This is a genomic window from Caulobacter sp. CCUG 60055, assembly GCF_022750545.1.
In the GTDB taxonomy this organism is placed as follows: Bacteria; Pseudomonadota; Alphaproteobacteria; order Caulobacterales; family Caulobacteraceae; genus PUIC01.
On record NZ_PUIC01000012.1, the window covers coordinates 16033 to 32948 of the forward strand.

Below are 16916 nucleotides of genomic sequence, written 5' to 3' on the forward strand. Positions count from 1 at the left end.
CCAGGTCCGGCTAGCCGCCGATCCAGCGGCCGCGCAGACCGCGCATCACGCCCGCCACCAGGCCCAAGCCGAGCAGCAGGCACAGGGCCTGGACCGCCCCGGCCGAGACCGTCTGGGCCGGCCCCGGATGCCGCGACGCATAGGCGACGGACAACGCCATCAGCGAGACCCCGAGGGCGAACCGTCCCGACCGCGCCGCCGCCTTGGGCCGTCCCAGGACCGCCGCTCCCGCCGCCAGCAGGATCGCCAGCGGCCAGAACACCAAGGTCGGAGCCGCCGCGCCGGTCGCCAGCGCCGACACGGTCATGGCGGCGGGAACGCCCCACACCCAGCCGAGCCAGGCGCTTTCGAGCCTCGGGGCCGGACGGCCGGCGTCGCGGCGGCGCGCGAACCAGATCGACAGGCCCCCCGCCGCGATCGCCGTCAGGGCCAGCCCCAGCACGCCGTAGACCAGCCGCACCGGCCAGCCGCCGAACGAGCCGAAATGCAAGGTCGCCACGGCGGCGTAGGTCTGGGCGCCGACCGACCCCGTCGCACCGCCGTCACGTCCGATCAGCTTGCCGGCGCCGTCGAAGAACCAGCGGTCGCCGCGGGGCAGGCGGTCGGGCGCCGCCAGTTCGACGGCGATCCTCTGCCCGGCCTTGCCCGGCTGTTCGATCCCGACATAGTTCACCTGCCGCGCCGGATCGACGACGCCCAGCTGGGCGAAGATCGGCCCCATCGGCGGCGGCGGCGACGCGGCGGCCCTCGCGGCCGGCCCCTCCAGCGGCGCATAGACCTTGGCGACGTCTCCGTCATAAGCCGCCGTCGCCAGGGCCAGGGCCAGCAGGTTGGCCAGGCCGAAGAACGTCCCGGTCAGGGTGACCGTCAGGTGGAACGGCAGCCCCCAGATGCTGAGCCGGTTGTGGAGGTCGGCCTCCTGGATGCGTTTCGAGCCGCCCAGGCGCAGGGTGAAGGCGTCGCGGAAGGCCCGGGGATGGGCCAGGACCCCGGAGATCAGCAGGGTCAGCAGCATGACGCCGACCAGCCCCACCGCGATCATGCCGATGGTGCGCGGCAGGGTCAGGTACATGTGCAGGCCGTCGACGAAATCGGTCCACGGGGTCTTCAGTTCGCCGAAGCTCGCGCCGCCCGGCCCGACCCACTGCGTCGCCTCGGCCTTGCCGCCGTAGGCCGCGACGGTCATGCGCCCGGCGACCATGCGCGGCAGCATGACATAGACCGCGGAGACCGCGTCGTCCGCCGTCGCGCGGGCGACGGCGCGGTCGATCGCCGCCGCCCCGACCGTCTCGATGCGCGGCGCCTGCGGCGCTTCCCAGGCCCGCAGGTCGGCGACGAACACCGCCACGGTTCCCGACAGGCAGACCAGATAGATCATCGCCCCGGCGAACAGGCCGAGGGCGGAGTGCCCCGCCAGCGCCTCCTTGACGAAGCCCGGCCGGACCTTGGGCCAGATCGGGCGTCCCGGATGCCGGCTCATGGCAGCAACGCCAGGCCGACGACGAGCGTCGAGGCCGCGCCGAGGCCGAGCGCGATGCGGCCGAGGCGTCGTCCGGTCAACGACCAGACCCCCGCCGCCGCCCACGCCGCCGGCGCGGCCAGGCCGCCGAGGACCAGCCGGTCTATGGGCGGGATCGGCGCGCGCAGGACGATCAGCAGGCAGACCCCTACCGCCAGCCCGCCCGACAACGGCCCGGCCAGCAGCGTCCTGGCCGTCGTCCGCCACAGCCGGCCGGCCGGGCGCTCGGCCTCGGCCGGCTCGGCGCGCACCCGCGCCGCCTTGCGCGTGCGCCGCTCGAAGCCCGCCGCCGCCGCCGCGCCGCCCAGGCACGAGAAGCCGAGCACCCCGAGGGCGATGGCCTTGTCGGCCCGCCAGGGACCGGCGCACCAGGCGGCAAGCCCCAACGCCGCCAGGAGCCAACCGGCCGAGATGAACCACGGCCGCGCCCTGTCGGCGTGGCTCCAGGCCCGGCGCAGCCCGGCGACGCCCAGGCCCAAGGCCCCGACCCCGCCGACGCCCGCCAGCATTCCCGCCGCGTCTACCACCGGTAGCGCAGCGTCGCCTGGGCGGTGCGGCCCGAGCCGTACCAGCACCACATGGTCGCATAGCAGGAGGTGATGTAGCGCTTGTCGAACAGGTTGTTGACGTTGGCCGACAGGGTCAGGCCCCGCCAGCGGCCGTCCAGCCGGCCCAGGTCGTAATTGGCGATCAGGTCGAACAGCGTCGCCTCGGGAATCTTGACCTTGCCGTCGCCGACGACGCCGTTGAAGCCGTGGCCGAGGTAGCGCACGCCGCCGCCCAGGCCGAGGCCAGCCGCCGCGCCCTCCTGGAAGGTGTAGACGCCGAAGGCGCTGGCGGTCTGCTGGGGCACGCCGTAGGGCCGCGCGCCCTGGAGGCCGGAATTGTCCTTGGTCACCAGATTGTCGAGATAGGTGTAGGCGCCGTTGAGCTGCAGCCCCCGGACGGGCGTCGCCCTTCCCTCCAGCTCGACCCCGCGCGAACGGATCTCGCCGGCGGCGATCGATATGCCGGGCGCGCCCTTCGGGTCCTGTGTGGCGACGTTGGTCTGGCGAAGATCGTAGAGCGACAGGGTGACCAGCGCGTTCCAGATCCTGGGCTGGTATTTCAGGCCGATCTCGACCTGTTCGCCCTCGGTCGGCGGCAGCAGCTGGCCCTTGGCGTCGACCGTGGTCTGCGGCTGGAACGAAGTGGCGTACGAGGCATAGGGCGCCAGGCCGTTGTCGAACACGTAGAGCAGGCCGGCGCGGCCGGTGAACTTGTCCTGGGACAGGGCCGAGGTCGATTGGGCCAGGCGGTCGTACTGGCTGATGTCCACCCAGTCGAAGCGGCCGCTGAGCAGCACCCGCCAACCGCCCAGCGACACCTGGTCCTGGGCGTAGACGCCGGTCTGGTTCAGATTCATCCGAACACTGAACGTCGTCGCCGGGAAGGCCACGGGCGCGCCGTAGACGGGCTTGAAGGCGTCCAGCGGCGGCGCGTCGCCGAAGCCCGCCGCCTCGGTCTGGCCGGTATGCTGGTAGTCGAGGCCGAACACCGCCGCATGGGCCGCCGCCCCGGTTTGGAACTTGCCGCTGACCTGGTTGTCGAGGGTGAAGCCGTCGACCCCCTCGACGCTGGCGGCCGCGCCCCGGTTCAGCGTGCGCAGGTCCGGCGCCAGGCCCTGGATGTAGACGCTGCGATATTCGCTCTCCACTCGCATGAACCGGGCGTTCTGCCGGAAGCTCCAGCCCGCGCCCAGTTCGCGGGTGAAGAACGACGAGACCGCTTGCTGCGTGCGCGAGAAGCGGTCGAACGCCGGCTCGCTGTCGAAGAAGTCGCGCGCGATCCGCCCGTTGGGGTTGGGCAGCACCGAGCCGCGCAGCGGCACGGCCCCGTAGGCGCCAGTCTTGGGGTCGTCCTGATAGGCGTAGGCCAGGGTCCAGCTGGTCTTGTCGTCGATCTTCCAGGTGATCGACGGGGTGATGGCGTAGCGCTCGGCCTCAGTCAGGCGGATCTGGGTGTCGCTGCGGCTGACCACGCCGGCCACCCGCGCCGCGAACCGGCCGTCCTTGTCGAGCACGCCGCCCAGGTCGAAGGCGCCGTTCCAGTATCCGTAGTCGCCGACGGTCAACGCCGCCTCGCCCAGGGTCTCGAAGCGCGGCAGCTTGCTGGACATGGCGATCAGGCCGCCGGGGCTGGACAGGCCGTAGAGCGCCGAGGCCGGTCCCTTGACCACCTCGATCCGGTCGATCAGGGCGATGTCGATCTGCGACTGGTTGTAGCCGTTGGAGCTGTCGATCAGGCGCAGGCCGTCCAGGTAGCGGTCCGGCGAGAAGCCGCGCAGATTGAGCTGGTCGTAGCGGCCGGCGGTGTTGCCCCGCGTCTCAGGCGCGACCCCGGCCGTGAAGCGGACCGCCTGGTTCAGCGAACCCACGCCGCGCAGGTCCAGTTCGTCGCGGGTGATCACCGAGATCGACTGCGGCGTCTGGGCCGCCGGCAGGTCGAGCTTGGCGCCCGAGGTGGTTTCCGCCTGCTTCTGCCCGGTCACCAGCAGCTCGCTGACGATGGGGCCGGAATCGGCCTCGGCCGCCTGCGCCGGCGCGGCGGCGAGCAACAGGGCGGAAAGGGCCGCCGAACCGGCGAACCCACGTCGGAGCTGAGGGGTGAAGGACTGCAAGACGGAGGCTCCGACGCTTTTGACAATGATTTGCAGCTCACTAATGCAATTGAGAATGCCTCGCAATATCTGACATGAGGCCGCTTGCGCATCGCGGCGCCTCGCCTAGATTTCCCGCCTCGTTGCCAACCTGGATTCCCCGCGCATGTCCGACCAACCCGCGAGCCCCGGCCCCCGCCCTCGCCTCGCCATCTGCGTCACCTGCCGGGCGGGGCGAGAGCTTGGCGAGGACGAGACCCGCCCCGGCGCCCTGCTGTACGAGGCCGTCGGCCATCTGTGCGCCGGCGACGACGCGCCGGCGACCCTCCTGCCGGTGGAGTGCCTGTCCCTATGTGACGACGGCTGCTCGGCGGCGATCTCGATGCCGGGGAAATGGAGCTACCTGCTGGGCGGGCTCGACGCCGCCATGGCCGACGACCTGATGACCTACGCCGCCGCCTATGCGGCGTCGCGCACCGGCCTGGTCCTGCCCTCGCGTCGCCCGGCCAGCCTGGCGACCATGGTCAAGGGCCGCATGCCCCCGGCCGAGCCCGCCTGAACGGCGGTCAGGTCAGGGCGCGGACCCTGACCATCCGCTCCCCCGCCAGCAGCCCGCCGTCCACGCGATAGACGACGCGCAGCCGTCCGGGGGTCAGCACCGCCTCGGGCGGCCCCTCGGCCACGACGCATCCGCCGTCCATCAGGACCAGGCGGTCGCAGCTCTGGGCCGCGGCCGTCAGGTCGTGCAGCACGGCGACCACGGCCCGACCACGGCCGGCGACGCGGCGCAGGGCGGCCATCACCTCCAGCACGTGATAGGGATCCAGCGACGCGGTCGGCTCGTCCGCCAGCAGCAGCGGCGCCTCCACGGCCAGGGCGCGCGCCAGCAACACCCGCGCCTGCTCGCCGCCGGACAGGGCGTCGGTCGTCCGCCAGGCGAGATGCAGCGTGTCCGTCGCGGCCATGGCCGCGCGCACCGCCTCGGCGTCGGCCGGGCCCGGCCGGCCGAGCGGCCCGAGCCTGGGCAACCGGCCGAGTTCGACCAGGCGCTGGACCGCCATCGGCCAATGGATGAGCCGCCCCTGCGGCAGATAGGCCAGCACCCTGGCCCGCGCCTTGGGGGCGAGGTCCAGCAGGGACCGGCCGTTCCAGGCCGCCGCGCCCGCACCCGCGGGGACCAGTCCCGCCAGGGCCCGCAGCAGGGTGCTCTTGCCGGCGCCGTTCGGACCGATGAGCCCGACGACCTCGCCGCACCGCGCCGTGAAGCTCGCCCCGCGCACCACCGCCGTCCGGCCCAGCGCGACGTCGAGTCCCTCGACACGCAGGCCCTCGTCCGGCCCCGCCGCCGCGCCCGCGCGGCCGCTCACGACAGCCGCCGCATGCGCAGCAGCACGGCGATGAACACCGGCGCGCCGAGGAAGGCGGTGACCACGCCCAGGCGCAGTTCGGTCTGGGTCGGGATCAGCCGGACCAGCAGGTCGGCGAGGCCGAGCAGCACCGCGCCGACCAGGGCCGACGGCGCCAGGGCGTGGCTGGGCCGGCCGTCGGTGAACGGGCGCACCAGATGCGGGGCCACCAGGCCGACGAAGCCGACCGACCCGCACACCGCCACCGCCGCGCCGACGCCGAGGGCGGCCCCGGCGACCACCAGCAGGCGGACCCGGTCGAGGTCGAAGCCCAGCGAACGGGCCGCGTCCTCGCCCAGGGCCAGGGCGTCCAGCGCCCGCCCGCAGGACAGGATCAGCGCGCCGCCGGCCAGGATCAGCGGCGCGGCCAGGGCGAGGTGCTGCAACGAGCGGTCGGTCAGCGAACCCAGCAGCCAGAAAGCCATCTCGGAGACGGCGTAGGGGTTGGGCGCCAGGTTCAGCGCCAGGGATATCGCCGCCCCGGCCAGGGTCGAGATCGCCACGCCGGTCAGGATCAGCGCCAGGGGCCCCTCTCCCCGCCGCGCCGCCGGCGCCAGGGCGGCCAGCCCGAGCGCCGCGCCGGTCACCGCCAGCGCCGGCAAGGCCAGGGGCGCGGTCTTGGCCAGCCCGAAATAGAGCGCCACCACCGCGCCCAGGGCGGCGCTGTTCGAGACGCCGATGACGGTGGGGTCGGCCAACGGGTTGCGCAGCAGCCCCTGCAAGGCCGCGCCGGTCAGCCCGAGCACGCCGCCGACCAGCACGGCCAGCAGCGCCCGGGGCGCGCGGATCTGAGTGACGATGTCGGCGATCACCGGGTCGCCGCGGCCGTTCAGCGCCGCGAACACCTCGTCCGGCCGCAGCGGCGCCGGCCCGATCACGAACGAGGCGGCCAGGGTCGCCGCCGCCAGGACGAGCAGGAACAGGACGGCGGGCGTCCTCAGGCGGCCGACCTTGTCGGCTGGAATGGCGACCACGGCAGACCTCGGGTTCGATCGGTCCGAAAAGCGCCCCGTCACGCTTGTGTCCCGAGGCCGGCGCGGGCATTCGTAGAAGATGAGGTTTGGTTTGGAAAGGCGTTGCGTGCAAAGAGTTTTCGGACGCGCGGCCGCGGGGTTCGTCCTGGCCGTCCTGTGCGGCGCGACGGCCCTGGCGGCGACGCCGGACGACGCTCCCGCCCCCCGCCGCATCGTCTCGCTGAACGCCTGCGCCGACCAGTACCTGATCGCCCTCGCCGACCGCGCCCAGGTCGCCGCCCTGACCCAGTTCGCCCGCGATCCGGACCTGTCGTTCTACGCCCGCGAGGCGCGCGCCTACCCCTTCACCCAGGGCCAGGCCGAGGCCGTGCTGGCGCTGAAACCCGACCTGGTGATCGCCAGTCCCTATCGCCGCGCCGAATCGCTGGCGCTGCTCAAGGGCCGGGTCCGCATCCTGGAGGTGAAGCCGGCGCGCTCGTTCAAGGACGTCGTGCGGCAGACCCGGCAGATCGCCGCCGCCGTCGGCCGCCCGGCGCGGGGCGAGGCCCTGGTGCGCGAGATGCAGGCCCGCGTCGACGCCGCCGGCCGCCGGCCGGCCAGCGGCGTGGCGGCCCACTACGAACGCGCCGGCTTCGTCACCGGTCCAGGCTCGCTGATGGACGACCTGATGCAGCGCGCCGGCCTGGAGAACCTGGCCCGGCGCATGAACCGGGGCGCGATCGGCCGGGTCTCGCTGGAGGAGATCGTCTACGCGCGCCCGGACTTCCTGGTGCTGGACGCCGAGACCCACGCCGGCCAGGACGAAGCCGGCCTCAGCCTCGACCATCCGGCCCTGGCCCGCGCCGTGCCGCCCGCCCGTAGGCTGCTGGTGCCCAAGGCCCTGACCGTCTGCGGCGGCCCGTCCTATCCCGCCGCCCTGGAGCGGCTGCAGGCCGAGGCCGACCGCGCCCGCGCGGCGGCGCCGCCGCGACGCTAGAACTCGATGCCCGCCTGGGCCTTCACCCCGCTGCGGAACGGGTGCTTGAGCAGCTCCATCTCGGTGGCCAGGTCGGCGAGCTCGATCAGGCCGTCCGGGGCGTTGCGGCCCGTCACCACCACGTGCTTGCCCTCGGGCTTGCCGCGCAGGACCTCCAGCACCTCCTCCAGGGGCAGGTAGTCGTAGCGCAGCACGACGTTCAGTTCGTCGCAGACCACCATGTCCACCGAGGGGTCGGCGATGCGCGCCCGCGCCACTTCCCACGCCTCGCGCGCCTTGGCGACGTCGCGGGCGCGGTCCTGGGTGTCCCAGGTGAAACCCTCGCCCATGGCGCGGAACTCGACCTGGTCGGGAAAGGCGTCGAACACCGCCTTCTCGCCCGAATGCATGGCCCCCTTGATGAACTGGACGACGGCGACGCGCTTGCCATGGCCGATCATGCGGCAGACCATGCCCAGGGCCGCCGTGGTCTTGCCCTTGCCCTTGCCGGTGTGGACGATGACCAGCCCGCGCTCGACCGTCTTGCCGGCCATGATCTTTTCGCGGGCCTGCTGCTTCTTGCGCATCTTGTCGTTGTGGTAGGCGTCGCGTTCCTGGTCCGTCGCGTCGGTCATGAGGCTTCTCCCGCCAGTCGGGCCAGCAGGTCGCCGGCGCTGTTTGATCTGGGCCGCCAGAGCCCGCGTTCGATCGCCTCGAGCAGACGAGAGGCGGTCTCGCGCAGGGCGGCCGGATTGGCCTCGGCCATGAAGGCGCGCACGGCCTCGTCCTCGATGAACGCGCGGTGCGCCAGTTCGAAATGATGGTCCTTCACGGCGTCGGTGGTCGCCGCGAACGCGAACAGATAGTCGACCGAGGCGGCGATCTCGAACGCCCCCTTGTAGCCGTGGCGCATGACGCCGGCGATCCATTTCGGATTGACCAGCCGCGCCCGCACCACCCGGCCGATCTCCTCCTCCAGCGTGCGGATCACCGGCCGCTCCGGCCGCGAATGATCGTTGTGATAGATCGCCGGAGCCGCGCCGCGGATGGTCTCGACCGCCGCCGCGAGCCCGCCCTCGAACTGATAATAGTCGTCGGAATCCAGCAGGTCGTGCTCGCGGTTGTCCTGGTTGTGCACGACGGCGTCGACCTGGCCCAGCCGTGCCTCGAACGCGGCCCTCGCCGGCGCCCCCTCCCGCCCGCCGCCATAGGCGTAGGCCCCCCAGGTCAGGAACGACTCGGCGAGGTCGGCGCGGGTGCGCCAGAGGCGCTCGTCGATCAACGCCTGCAGGCCGGCGCCGTAGGCTCCGGGCCGCGATCCGAAGATGCGGGTCCCGGCCTCGCGCGCGGCGACGCCGGCGGCGACCTCGCGGCGGAAGCGGGCGGCGGCGGGATTGTCCTCCTCGGGTTCGTCCAGCGCCATCACCGCCCGGCCGGCGGCGTCGAGAAGCTCGACCTGCTCGATGAAGGCGTCGCGGAAGAAGCCGGATATGCGCAGGCTGACATCGACGCGCGGTCGCCCGAGCATGGCCAGCGGCAGGACCTCGAAGCCCGTCACCCGGCCCGTGCCGTGGTCCCAGCACGGCCGTGCGCCCATCAGGGCCAGGGCCTGGGCGACGTCGTCGCCGCCCGTGCGCATGTTGGCCGTGCCCCAGGCCGACAGGACCACCGCCCGCAGGTGGTCGCCCGTCCTCTGCCAGTGCTCCTCGACCAGCCGCTGGGCCGACGCGAACCCCAGGCTCCAGGCCGTCGGCGTCGGCGCCGTCCGGGTGTCGACGGAATAGAAGTTGCGGCCGGTGGGCAGCACGTCCGGCCGCCCCCGTGTCGGCGCGCCCGACGGCCCCGGCGCCACGAAGCGCCCAGCCAGCCCGCGCAGCAGGCCCTGGCGTTCGGCCTCGCCGCAGGCCCGCACGCGGAGGGCGAGGTCGGCGCGGACGCCGTCCAGCACCGCCCGGGTCGCGGCCCAGTCATCCTCGGGCGGCCGATCCCCGGAAATCAGGTCGGCCGCCAGACGCTCCAGCCGCTCGACCGTGTCGCCGCGCGTCCGCCAGGCGTCGTCGCCCAACGACGCCAGCACCGCCGGCCGCGGCCCCGGCCAAGGCTGGCCCAGGCCCTCGACCAGGGGATCGAAGCCGAGTCCGAGATCGTCGGCCAGGCAGCGGATCAGCGAGGCGTCCGCGCCCTGGCCGCCTCGCCGGGGCGTGCGGACCAGGGCCGCCAGCAGGTCGGTCTCCAACCGCCCCTGCGGGGCGCGCGTGAAGACATGCAGCCCGTCGCGGATCTGCATCTCCTTGAGCTCGCACAGATAGTTGTCGAGGGCGGCGAGATCGCCCTCGTCGTCGCGCCCGCCCAGCCCGGCGTCCTTGTCCAGGCCCTGGGCGCGGGCGAGGTCGAGGATCTCGGCCTTCAGCGGCGGCAGGCGGCGCGGGTCCATGCCGGCGGCGGCGTAGTACTCGTCGACCAGGGCCTCCAGCGCCTTGAGCGGCCCGTAGCTCTCGGCGCGGGTCAACGGCGGGGTCAGGTGGTCGACGATGACCGCGCCGATCCTGCGCTTGGCCTGGGAGCCCTCGCCGGGATCGTTGACGATGAACGGATAGAGTTGGGGCGTCGTGCCGGCGATCGCGGCTGGGAAACAGGCTTCGGAGAGCGCCAGCGCCTTGCCGGGCAACCACTCCAGGTTCCCGTGCTTGCCGAGGTGCACGAGAGCGTGGGCGTCGAAGGCGCCGCGCAGCCACGCATAGAAGGCGACATAGCCGTGCGGCGGCGGCAGGGCCGGGTCGTGATAGCTGGCCTTGGGATCGATGTTGTAGCCGCGCGCCGGCTGCACCCCGACGGCGAGGTTTCCGAACATCCGGACCGCCAGGCGGAAGCCGCCGCTTTCGGCGTCGAAGAGCGGGTCCTGCTCGGGAGCGCCCCATCGCGCCGTCACCGCCGCGCGGACCGGCTCGGCCAGGGCGGCGAAGGCCTCGGCGTAGGCCGCCAGGGACAAGGTCGCGTCGCCGCGTTCGCGCCCGGCCCAGCCGGCGTTGGTCGGGCCGCGCTGGAGATCGCGCATCAGCTCGGCCGCCGCCCGCGGCCGGCCGGACGCGTCGTAGCCTTCGTCCTCCAGGGCCTGAAGCACGGCGACGGCGCTCTCCGGCGTGTCCAGGCCGACGCCGTTGCCCAGCCGCCCGTCGCGGTTGGGATAGTTGGCCAGGATCAGGCCGATCCGCCGCCGCGAGGCCGGCGTGCGCCGCAGCCGCGCCCAGCCCGCCGCCATCGCGACGATGCGTCGGGTCTGCTCGTCCAGCGGCGCGTGCTCGACCAGGCCGCATTCGGTGCGCGGGTCGAACCGCGCCTCGGCCTTGAAGCCGGCGATCCCGGCGGTCAGCCGGCCGTCGACCTCCGGCAGGGCGACGTTCATGGCCAGGTCGCGCGCCCCCAGCCCCCGGGGGTCCTCCCGCCAGGCCGCCTCGCCCAGGCCGGCCATCACCGCCTGCAGCACCGGCGCGTCGGCGCGCTCCAGCACGCTGGGCGTGCGGTCGTCCCCCGGCGTCGAGGCCGCGAAGGCGGTGGCGTTGACGACGACGTCCGGGCGGGCCCGGTCGAAAGCCTCGGCGATGAAGGCCTGGGCCTCGGGGTTCTTGAGGCTGGGCGCGAAGATCGGCAGCGGATTGAGCCCCGCCGCCTCCAGGCCGGCGATCAGGGCGTCCACCGCCCGCGTCGTCGCCGCCGCGACCAGATGGCGATAGAAGACCAGCGCGACCACCGGCGCGCCCGGCCGCCAGGCCGCGGTCGCGCCCGCCCAGTCGGCGGGGCCGCCGGCGCGGTAGAACCCGGCCTCGGTCACCGGCCTGGCCGCCTCGGCCGCGCCCCAGCCGTCGCGGCCCGTCAGGCCGGCGGCGAAGCGCAGCAGGTTGCGAGCGTTGTCGACGCCGCCCGCCAGCAGATAGCCGAGCAGGCGGCGGCGGGCGGCGGCGTCCAGGGTCGACAGCGCCTCGGCGTCCGGGTCGAGGGGGTCGTCGGACAGCAGGGCGGCGAACGCGATCCCTTTCGCCCGACAGGTCTCGGCGATCTGCTCGAGCCCGTAGGCCCAGTAGCTGCGCCCGCCGAGCAGCCGCACGCACACGAACCGCGCCCCGGCGACCACCCGCTCGACATAGATGTCGACCGACAACGGATGCCCAAGGCGCAGCAGGTTGGCCAGGCGCACGGACGGCCCGGCCTCGTCCAATTCCTCCAGGGCCCGCGACAGGCAGGACAGGTCGCTGTCGGCCGCCGACAGGATCACGACGTCGCCAGGGCTCTGGCCGAGATCGACGGCCTCGTCGCCTTCGACCATCTGCCCCGGCTGGACGGCGAGCAGGTGCATCAGGCCAGGGCCGCCTGCAGGTCCCGCTCGATGGCGGCCCGATCCAGTCCCTTCTCGCCGATGACCACCAGCCGGGTGAGGCGCGCCTCGCCCGCCGCCCACGGCCGGTCGAAATAGGCGTCGATGCGCGGACCGACCGCCTGGACGATCAGGCGCGCGGGGCGTCCGGCGACGGCCACCACGCCCTTGAGGCGCAGCACCTCGTGGCGGCCGAGCCCCTCGGCCAGGCGATCGGCCAGGCGGTCGGCGGCGGCGACCTCGCCGGCCGACATCACGAAGCTCTCGAAATCGTCGTGGTCGTGGTCGCCCTCGGTCTCGTGGTGCGAGGGCCGGCTGTCGAGATCGTCCTCGGCGGCCAGCCCGAGGCCCAGGAGCACGGCGGGGTCCAGCCGCCCGTGCGCGGCGCGCACCGCGCCGGCCGCCGGCCGCATCTGGCGGCGCACCTCCTGCTCGACCGCAGCCAGGGTCTCGGCGTCGAGCAGGTCGACCTTGCCGAGCACCACCAGGTCGGCGCAGCCGAGCTGCTCCTCGAACAGCTCCTCCAGCGGCGTCTCGTGGTCGAGGTTGGGGTCCTCGGCGCGCGCCGCCGCCACCGCCGCCTCGTCGGGCGCGAACCGCCCCTGGGCCACGGCGTGGGCGTCGACCACGGCCACCACGCCGTCCACCGTCGCCCGCGTGCGGACCTCGGGCCAGGCAAAGGCCTTAAGCAGCGGCTTGGGCAGGGCCAGACCGCTGGTCTCGACCAGGATGTGCTCGGGCGGCAGCGGCCGGTCGAGCAGCTTCTTCATGGTCGGCAGGAAGTCGTCGGCGACGGTGCAGCAGATGCAGCCGTTGGCCAGTTCGATGATGTCGTCGTCCGAGCAGCCTTCGACGCCGCAGCCGCGCAGTATCTCGCCGTCGACGCCGACGTCGCCGAACTCGTTGACGATCACCGCCAGCCGGCGGCCGGCGGCGTTCTCGAGCAGGCTGCGGATCAAGGTGGTCTTGCCCGAGCCCAGGAAGCCAGTGACGACGGTGGTGGGTATCTTGGCCATGAGGGGACTTTCCGTGCGGCGGAGGATCAGGAAGGACGGACGACCTCGACCTCGTCGAGGCCGCGGGCGCGGTAGATCAGCCACGAGCCCAGCCAGGCGGCCGCGAACACGCCGATGATCAGGAAGCCGAGCAGGTTGAAATGCTGGCCGAGCCTGCGGAACATGTCCCAGAACGGCCCCGGCAGGGACAGCTTGTCGGCCAGCAGCGCCAGGGTCTCGATGCCGCCGATGACGATGGCGGTCAGGGCCGAGACCAGGGTGATGGTCATGTTGTAGTAAAGCTTGCGGATCGGCTTGACGAAGGCCCACTCGTAGGCCCCCAGCATCAGCACCCCGTCGGTGGTGTCGACCAGGGACATCCCCGCCGCGAACAGCGCCGGGAACACCAGCACCACGCCGATCGACACCCCGTCAGCGGCCTGCGCCGCCGACAGGCCCAGGAGGCTGACCTCGGTGGCGGTGTCGAAGCCGAGGCCGAACAGGAAGCCGAGCGGGGCCATGTGCCAGCTGCGGCTGACCAGCCCGAACAGCGGCCGTAGCAGGCGGGCGAACAGGCCCCGCCCGTTGAGCAGCATGTCCAGGTCCTCCTCGACATAGACCCCGCCCGCACGCACGCGGCGGTAGGTCCGGTGGACCGAATGCAGGATCATCAGGTTCATCGCCGCGATGACGAACAGGAACGCGGCCGACACCGCCGTCGACACCACCCCGCCCACCGCCTTGAACGCCTCGAAGCTCGACAGGGCGCTGGCTGTCCAGGCGATCAGGATCGCGGCGATCAGCACCACCGCCGAATGGCCGAGCGCGAAATAGAAGCCGACGGTCGTCGGCCGGCGGCCGTCCTGCATCAGCTTGCGGGTGACGTTGTCGATGGCGGCGATGTGGTCGGCGTCGACGGCGTGCCTCAGGCCGAAACTGTAGGCTAGGAAGGCCGTGCCCAGCAGGACGGGCTTTCCCTGAAGGGCGACGAAGGCCCAGATCCATACGGCGACGTTGGCGGGGATGAGGATGGCGTAGAGGCCGAGGATGCGGCGCTTCAGGCCGCCGGGTTCGCCCGGTTTCGCAAGGCCGGCCATCGCGTCGCTCCCTCGCCGCACGACGGCGGACGGGGCGCATGAGGATCGCATCAGGCTGGCGCCCGACGCCGGACGCCCGCGGGCGCCGCCGCCATCGGAGCGCCCCGCCCGATCGCGCGATCTATGGGGATGGCAGGTCTCCTGGCTCACGGATCGAACGCGCCCCTCGCCTTCCCAGGACATGGCGTCCCAGTGGCGTTCGAAGGGCGCTCTCCGCTTACAGTTGCGGGGGCAGCCGCGGCCTTGGGCGTCGCCGCCCGCACCGCATTCCCTATTCACCTTCCTCTCGGAAGGACCATCGCGGCCTGGGGTAGTGCAGGGCCGGACGGCTGTCAAATGCGTTGCACGCCGGGGCGGGTTCGCGTAGGGCGAGCACATCGCCGAGGAGCCCTGCGCTCCCGAAGCGACGATTTCGCGCTGGCGCCCGAGAGGGCTGAACGGGAACACGGTGAGACGCCGACAGGCGTCGAATCCGAGGCTGTCCCTGCAACTGTGAGCGGCGAGCGCGGCCGACACCGTGGCCCGGTTTCCGGGTCGCAGCCACTGGAGCCCCGGCTCTGGGAAGGCGACGGCCGCGCGATGACCCGCAAGCCAGGAGACCGGCCGGCGCGGGTCGCTCTTGCCCTGGCCCAGGGGATGGTCGAGGCGCGGAAACCCGTCTGAGCGACGACGAGCGGCGAGAGCCGAACGAGCCGACCGGGCTGGCGCGACGGCGTCCGCACGCCCGACGGCCGCCGACCGCGCTTGCGCGGGCGGAAGCTTTCGCTGGTTTCAGCGACGCCATGCGGGAGGGCTGCATGCCCCCGATCCTCACGCGCGCCCAGTCGGCGCGGACCTCGTCCTCCAGCCGCCAGGGGGACGCCGGCGCATATGCATATGCGATCAAATCATACGCCTTCGCGGCCGCGCCCGGTCAAGAAGCCGACCCTGTACAAACGGGGGGCGCTTCCATGAACCGCAGACTTCACGCCCATGCGCTCGCCGCGGGCCTGGCGGCCGCGTCGCTCGGCCTCGCCGGGCCGGCCCTGGCCGCCGACGCCGTCGACGAGCTCAAGGTCACCGCGCCCAAGCTGGAGGACTCCCTGCCCGAAGCGCTGGCCCGGTCGGGCGTGCGGGTGGAGATCATCACCGACGCCGCCATCCGCAACGGCGGCTATATCGACGTCGCCCAGGCCCTGCAGCAACTGGCGCCGGGCCTGTCGATCACGCCCAAGAACGGCCCGTTCGACTATGTCGACATCTCGCTGCAGGGTTCGCGCACCGGCGACGTGTTGTGGCTGGTCGACGGCGTGCGCATCAACAACCGGCTCTACGCCGGCACCCCGCCGCTCGACACCCTGCCCTCGGCCATGGTCGACCGCATCGAGGTGCTGGAGGGCGGCCAGGCGCTATTCTACGGCACCTCGGCGGTGGCCGGGGCCGTCAACATCGTCACCCGGCCCTTCTCGGACTCTCCCGACGGCGCGGTCAGCCTGGCGGCGGACACCAACGGCGGGCGACACATCGACGCCTATTTCCGCGACGGCGTCGGCCGGCACCATTTCGTCGCCTACGGCTCGGCCGACAAGTCCGACGGCTTCAAGGCCTTCCGCGACCAGGACTACCAGCCCAGCGCCACCGACCGTAAGCGCGGCTATGCGGTCTATACGCTCGGCGGCAAGTACCGGTTCGACGTCAGCGACCAGCTGAGCCTGACCGCCTCCTACCAGCACACCGACGCCGACCTCGACTACGCCCAGCCCTATCGCGTGGCCCGCAACGTCAACGCCCGCAAGGAAGACCTCGCCGTCGTCAAGGTCGACTACCAGCCGACCGAGCGCCTGGCGTTCTACGTCAAGGGCTACCACCACGAATGGCGGACCCGCTACGACACCGACTACAACGACCTCGGCCGCCCCGGGGTCATCAACGTCCTGCACCGCAACGCCTTCTGGGGCTACAAGGACGACGGGGTCAACGCCCTGGTCAAGTTCGACACCGCGCGCGGGGTCGAGACCTATTTCGGCTACGACTTCCAACGCTATGGCGGCCGGGACGAGGTGCTGGTCATCGACCAGCATGACGAAGAGACCCAGGCGGTGTTCGGCCAGGTCCGCATCACGCCGGACCTGATCCCGCGGACCCGCCTCGCCTTCGGCTATCGCTACAACAGCCCCAGCGTCGGCAAGTCGGCCGGCGTCTGGAACGTCAGCGGCCGTTACGACCTGACCGACAGCCTGACGCTCAAGGGCGAGGTCGGCGCCAACTTCCGCCTGCCCACCGCCGAGGAGCTGTTCGCCAACGACCCGCTCGACGAGCGCGGCAACCCCAACCTCAAGCCCGAGCGTAGCACCTCGGCCAACCTGTCGCTGGGCGGCCGCCTGACCCTGGCCGCCGTCCCGGTGCGTTGGGAGCTGGTCGCCTTCGCGCGCGACATCGAGGACCTGATCGACCTCAAGACCTACGACCCCGTGACCCAGCAGGACGTGTTCGGCAACGTGCCGGGCGTGGTGAAGACGCGCGGCGGCGAGTTCCTGATCGACGCGGCGCTGACGCCGTCCCTGTCGGCCAATTTCAACTACACCTACAACCGCGCCCGCCAGGACGGCGGCGGCCAGCTGCAGCGCACGCCCAAGCAGCTGCTGAAGGCCGGGCTCGACTACCACCCGGCCGACCGGCCGTTCGGGGCGACGCTGAGCCTGACCCACACGGGCGAGACCTTCGTCTCGGTGGCCGGCGCGCCGCGTCCCTACGGCGACTACACCCTGGTCGACCTGTCGGGCCGCTACTTCCTCGACGCCGCCCGGCGCAACGAGATCAGCGTGAGCATCCAGAACCTGTTCGACGTCGAGTACGGCAAGCCGGCGCGCGGCTGCGCCGACGTGTCGACCGACGGGCCGTACAGCTGCAGCTCGCCCTACATCTACGTCAATCTCGGCCTGCCGCGCACGCTGCGGGCCAGCTTCACCCGACGCTTCTAGGGG

Annotated in this window: 12 protein-coding genes and 2 riboswitches; of the genes, 3 read left to right on the forward strand and 9 right to left on the reverse strand. The window is 72.6% G+C overall.

Annotated features, from left to right (window positions below):
* Positions 1-10: 10 nt before the first annotated feature.
* From C5708_RS15635 to C5708_RS15645, 3 genes are read right to left on the reverse strand one after another with little or no spacing between them, the layout of a single operon-like run.
* Positions 11-1480: a PepSY-associated TM helix domain-containing protein gene (locus C5708_RS15635; RefSeq protein WP_242922569.1), complete on the reverse strand. Its 1470-nt coding sequence runs from the start codon at positions 1478-1480 to the stop codon at positions 11-13.
* The gene (locus tag C5708_RS15640; protein WP_242922570.1) at positions 1477-2028 is read right to left on the reverse strand and encodes a hypothetical protein; all 552 of its coding nucleotides are present in this window, start codon (positions 2026-2028) and stop codon (positions 1477-1479) included. The genes C5708_RS15635 and C5708_RS15640 overlap by 4 nt, the downstream gene beginning before the upstream one ends.
* An 11-nt stretch (positions 2029-2039) precedes the next feature.
* Positions 2040-4178 (reverse strand): TonB-dependent siderophore receptor, encoded by a 2139-nt coding sequence (locus tag C5708_RS15645; RefSeq protein ID WP_242922571.1) that lies wholly within the window; start codon positions 4176-4178, stop codon positions 2040-2042.
* A 145-nt stretch (positions 4179-4323) separates the two neighbouring features.
* Here C5708_RS15645 and C5708_RS15650 point away from each other — a divergent pair, with 145 nt between their 5' ends.
* Positions 4324-4716, forward strand: coding sequence for a DUF1636 domain-containing protein (locus tag C5708_RS15650; RefSeq protein ID WP_242922573.1), 393 nt, complete (start codon positions 4324-4326; stop codon positions 4714-4716).
* Between the two features lie 7 nt (positions 4717-4723).
* Here the strand turns inward: C5708_RS15650 and C5708_RS15655 are convergent, their stop codons facing one another.
* Both C5708_RS15655 and C5708_RS15660 read right to left on the reverse strand, forming a co-directional pair.
* Positions 4724-5524, reverse strand: a complete 801-nt coding sequence (locus C5708_RS15655) for an ABC transporter ATP-binding protein (protein ID WP_242922575.1) — start codon at positions 5522-5524, stop codon at positions 4724-4726.
* Entirely contained in the window at positions 5521-6537 is a 1017-nt protein-coding gene (locus C5708_RS15660; protein ID WP_242922577.1) for an iron ABC transporter permease, read from the reverse strand. The genes C5708_RS15655 and C5708_RS15660 overlap by 4 nt, the downstream gene beginning before the upstream one ends.
* 106 nt (positions 6538-6643) lie before the next feature.
* On the opposite strand from C5708_RS15660, the gene C5708_RS15665 reads away from it, so the two are divergent.
* Positions 6644-7513, forward strand: a complete 870-nt coding sequence (locus C5708_RS15665) for an ABC transporter substrate-binding protein (protein WP_242922578.1) — start codon at positions 6644-6646, stop codon at positions 7511-7513.
* On the opposite strand, the gene cobO is transcribed toward C5708_RS15665, so the two are convergent.
* From cobO to C5708_RS15685, 4 genes are read right to left on the reverse strand one after another with little or no spacing between them, the layout of a single operon-like run.
* Positions 7510-8127, reverse strand: a complete 618-nt coding sequence (gene cobO / locus C5708_RS15670) for a cob(I)yrinic acid a,c-diamide adenosyltransferase (protein WP_242922579.1) — start codon at positions 8125-8127, stop codon at positions 7510-7512. The two genes, C5708_RS15665 and cobO, sit on opposite strands and share 4 nt — an antisense overlap.
* On the reverse strand, positions 8124-11843 hold the full coding sequence (cobN, locus tag C5708_RS15675) for a cobaltochelatase subunit CobN (RefSeq protein ID WP_242922580.1): 3720 nt from the start codon (positions 11841-11843) through the stop codon (positions 8124-8126). Before cobN ends, cobO begins: the two co-directional genes overlap by 4 nt.
* Positions 11843-12877, reverse strand: a complete 1035-nt coding sequence (gene cobW / locus C5708_RS15680) for a cobalamin biosynthesis protein CobW (protein ID WP_242922581.1) — start codon at positions 12875-12877, stop codon at positions 11843-11845. The genes cobN and cobW overlap by 1 nt, the downstream gene beginning before the upstream one ends.
* A gap of 26 nt (positions 12878-12903) precedes the next feature.
* Positions 12904-13953, reverse strand: a complete 1050-nt coding sequence (locus tag C5708_RS15685) for a HoxN/HupN/NixA family nickel/cobalt transporter (RefSeq protein WP_242922582.1) — start codon at positions 13951-13953, stop codon at positions 12904-12906.
* A gap of 113 nt (positions 13954-14066) precedes the next feature.
* Positions 14067-14268: riboswitch (cobalamin riboswitch) on the reverse strand.
* 86 nt (positions 14269-14354) lie between these two features.
* Positions 14355-14576: riboswitch (cobalamin riboswitch) on the forward strand.
* 327 nt (positions 14577-14903) lie between these two features.
* Here C5708_RS15685 and C5708_RS15690 point away from each other — a divergent pair.
* On the forward strand, positions 14904-16913 hold the full coding sequence (locus C5708_RS15690) for a TonB-dependent receptor (RefSeq protein WP_242922583.1): 2010 nt from the start codon (positions 14904-14906) through the stop codon (positions 16911-16913).
* Positions 16914-16916: the final 3 nt, after the last annotated feature.

Bases quoted from the DNA above. Each gene is read 5' to 3' on its own strand.
- C5708_RS15635 (WP_242922569.1), bottom strand. From the start codon at position 1,480: ATGAGCCGGCATCCGGGACGCCCGATCTGGCCCAAGGTCCGGCCGGGC.
- C5708_RS15640 (WP_242922570.1), bottom strand. From the start codon at position 2,028: ATGCTGGCGGGCGTCGGCGGGGTCGGGGCCTTGGGCCTGGGCGTCGCC.
- C5708_RS15650 (WP_242922573.1), top strand. From the start codon at position 4,324: ATGTCCGACCAACCCGCGAGCCCCGGCCCCCGCCCTCGCCTCGCCATC.
- cobO (WP_242922579.1), bottom strand. From the start codon at position 8,127: ATGACCGACGCGACGGACCAGGAACGCGACGCCTACCACAACGACAAG.
- cobN (WP_242922580.1), bottom strand. From the start codon at position 11,843: ATGCACCTGCTCGCCGTCCAGCCGGGGCAGATGGTCGAAGGCGACGAG.
- cobW (WP_242922581.1), bottom strand. From the start codon at position 12,877: ATGGCCAAGATACCCACCACCGTCGTCACTGGCTTCCTGGGCTCGGGC.
- C5708_RS15685 (WP_242922582.1), bottom strand. From the start codon at position 13,953: ATGGCCGGCCTTGCGAAACCGGGCGAACCCGGCGGCCTGAAGCGCCGC.
- C5708_RS15690 (WP_242922583.1), top strand. From the start codon at position 14,904: ATGAACCGCAGACTTCACGCCCATGCGCTCGCCGCGGGCCTGGCGGCC.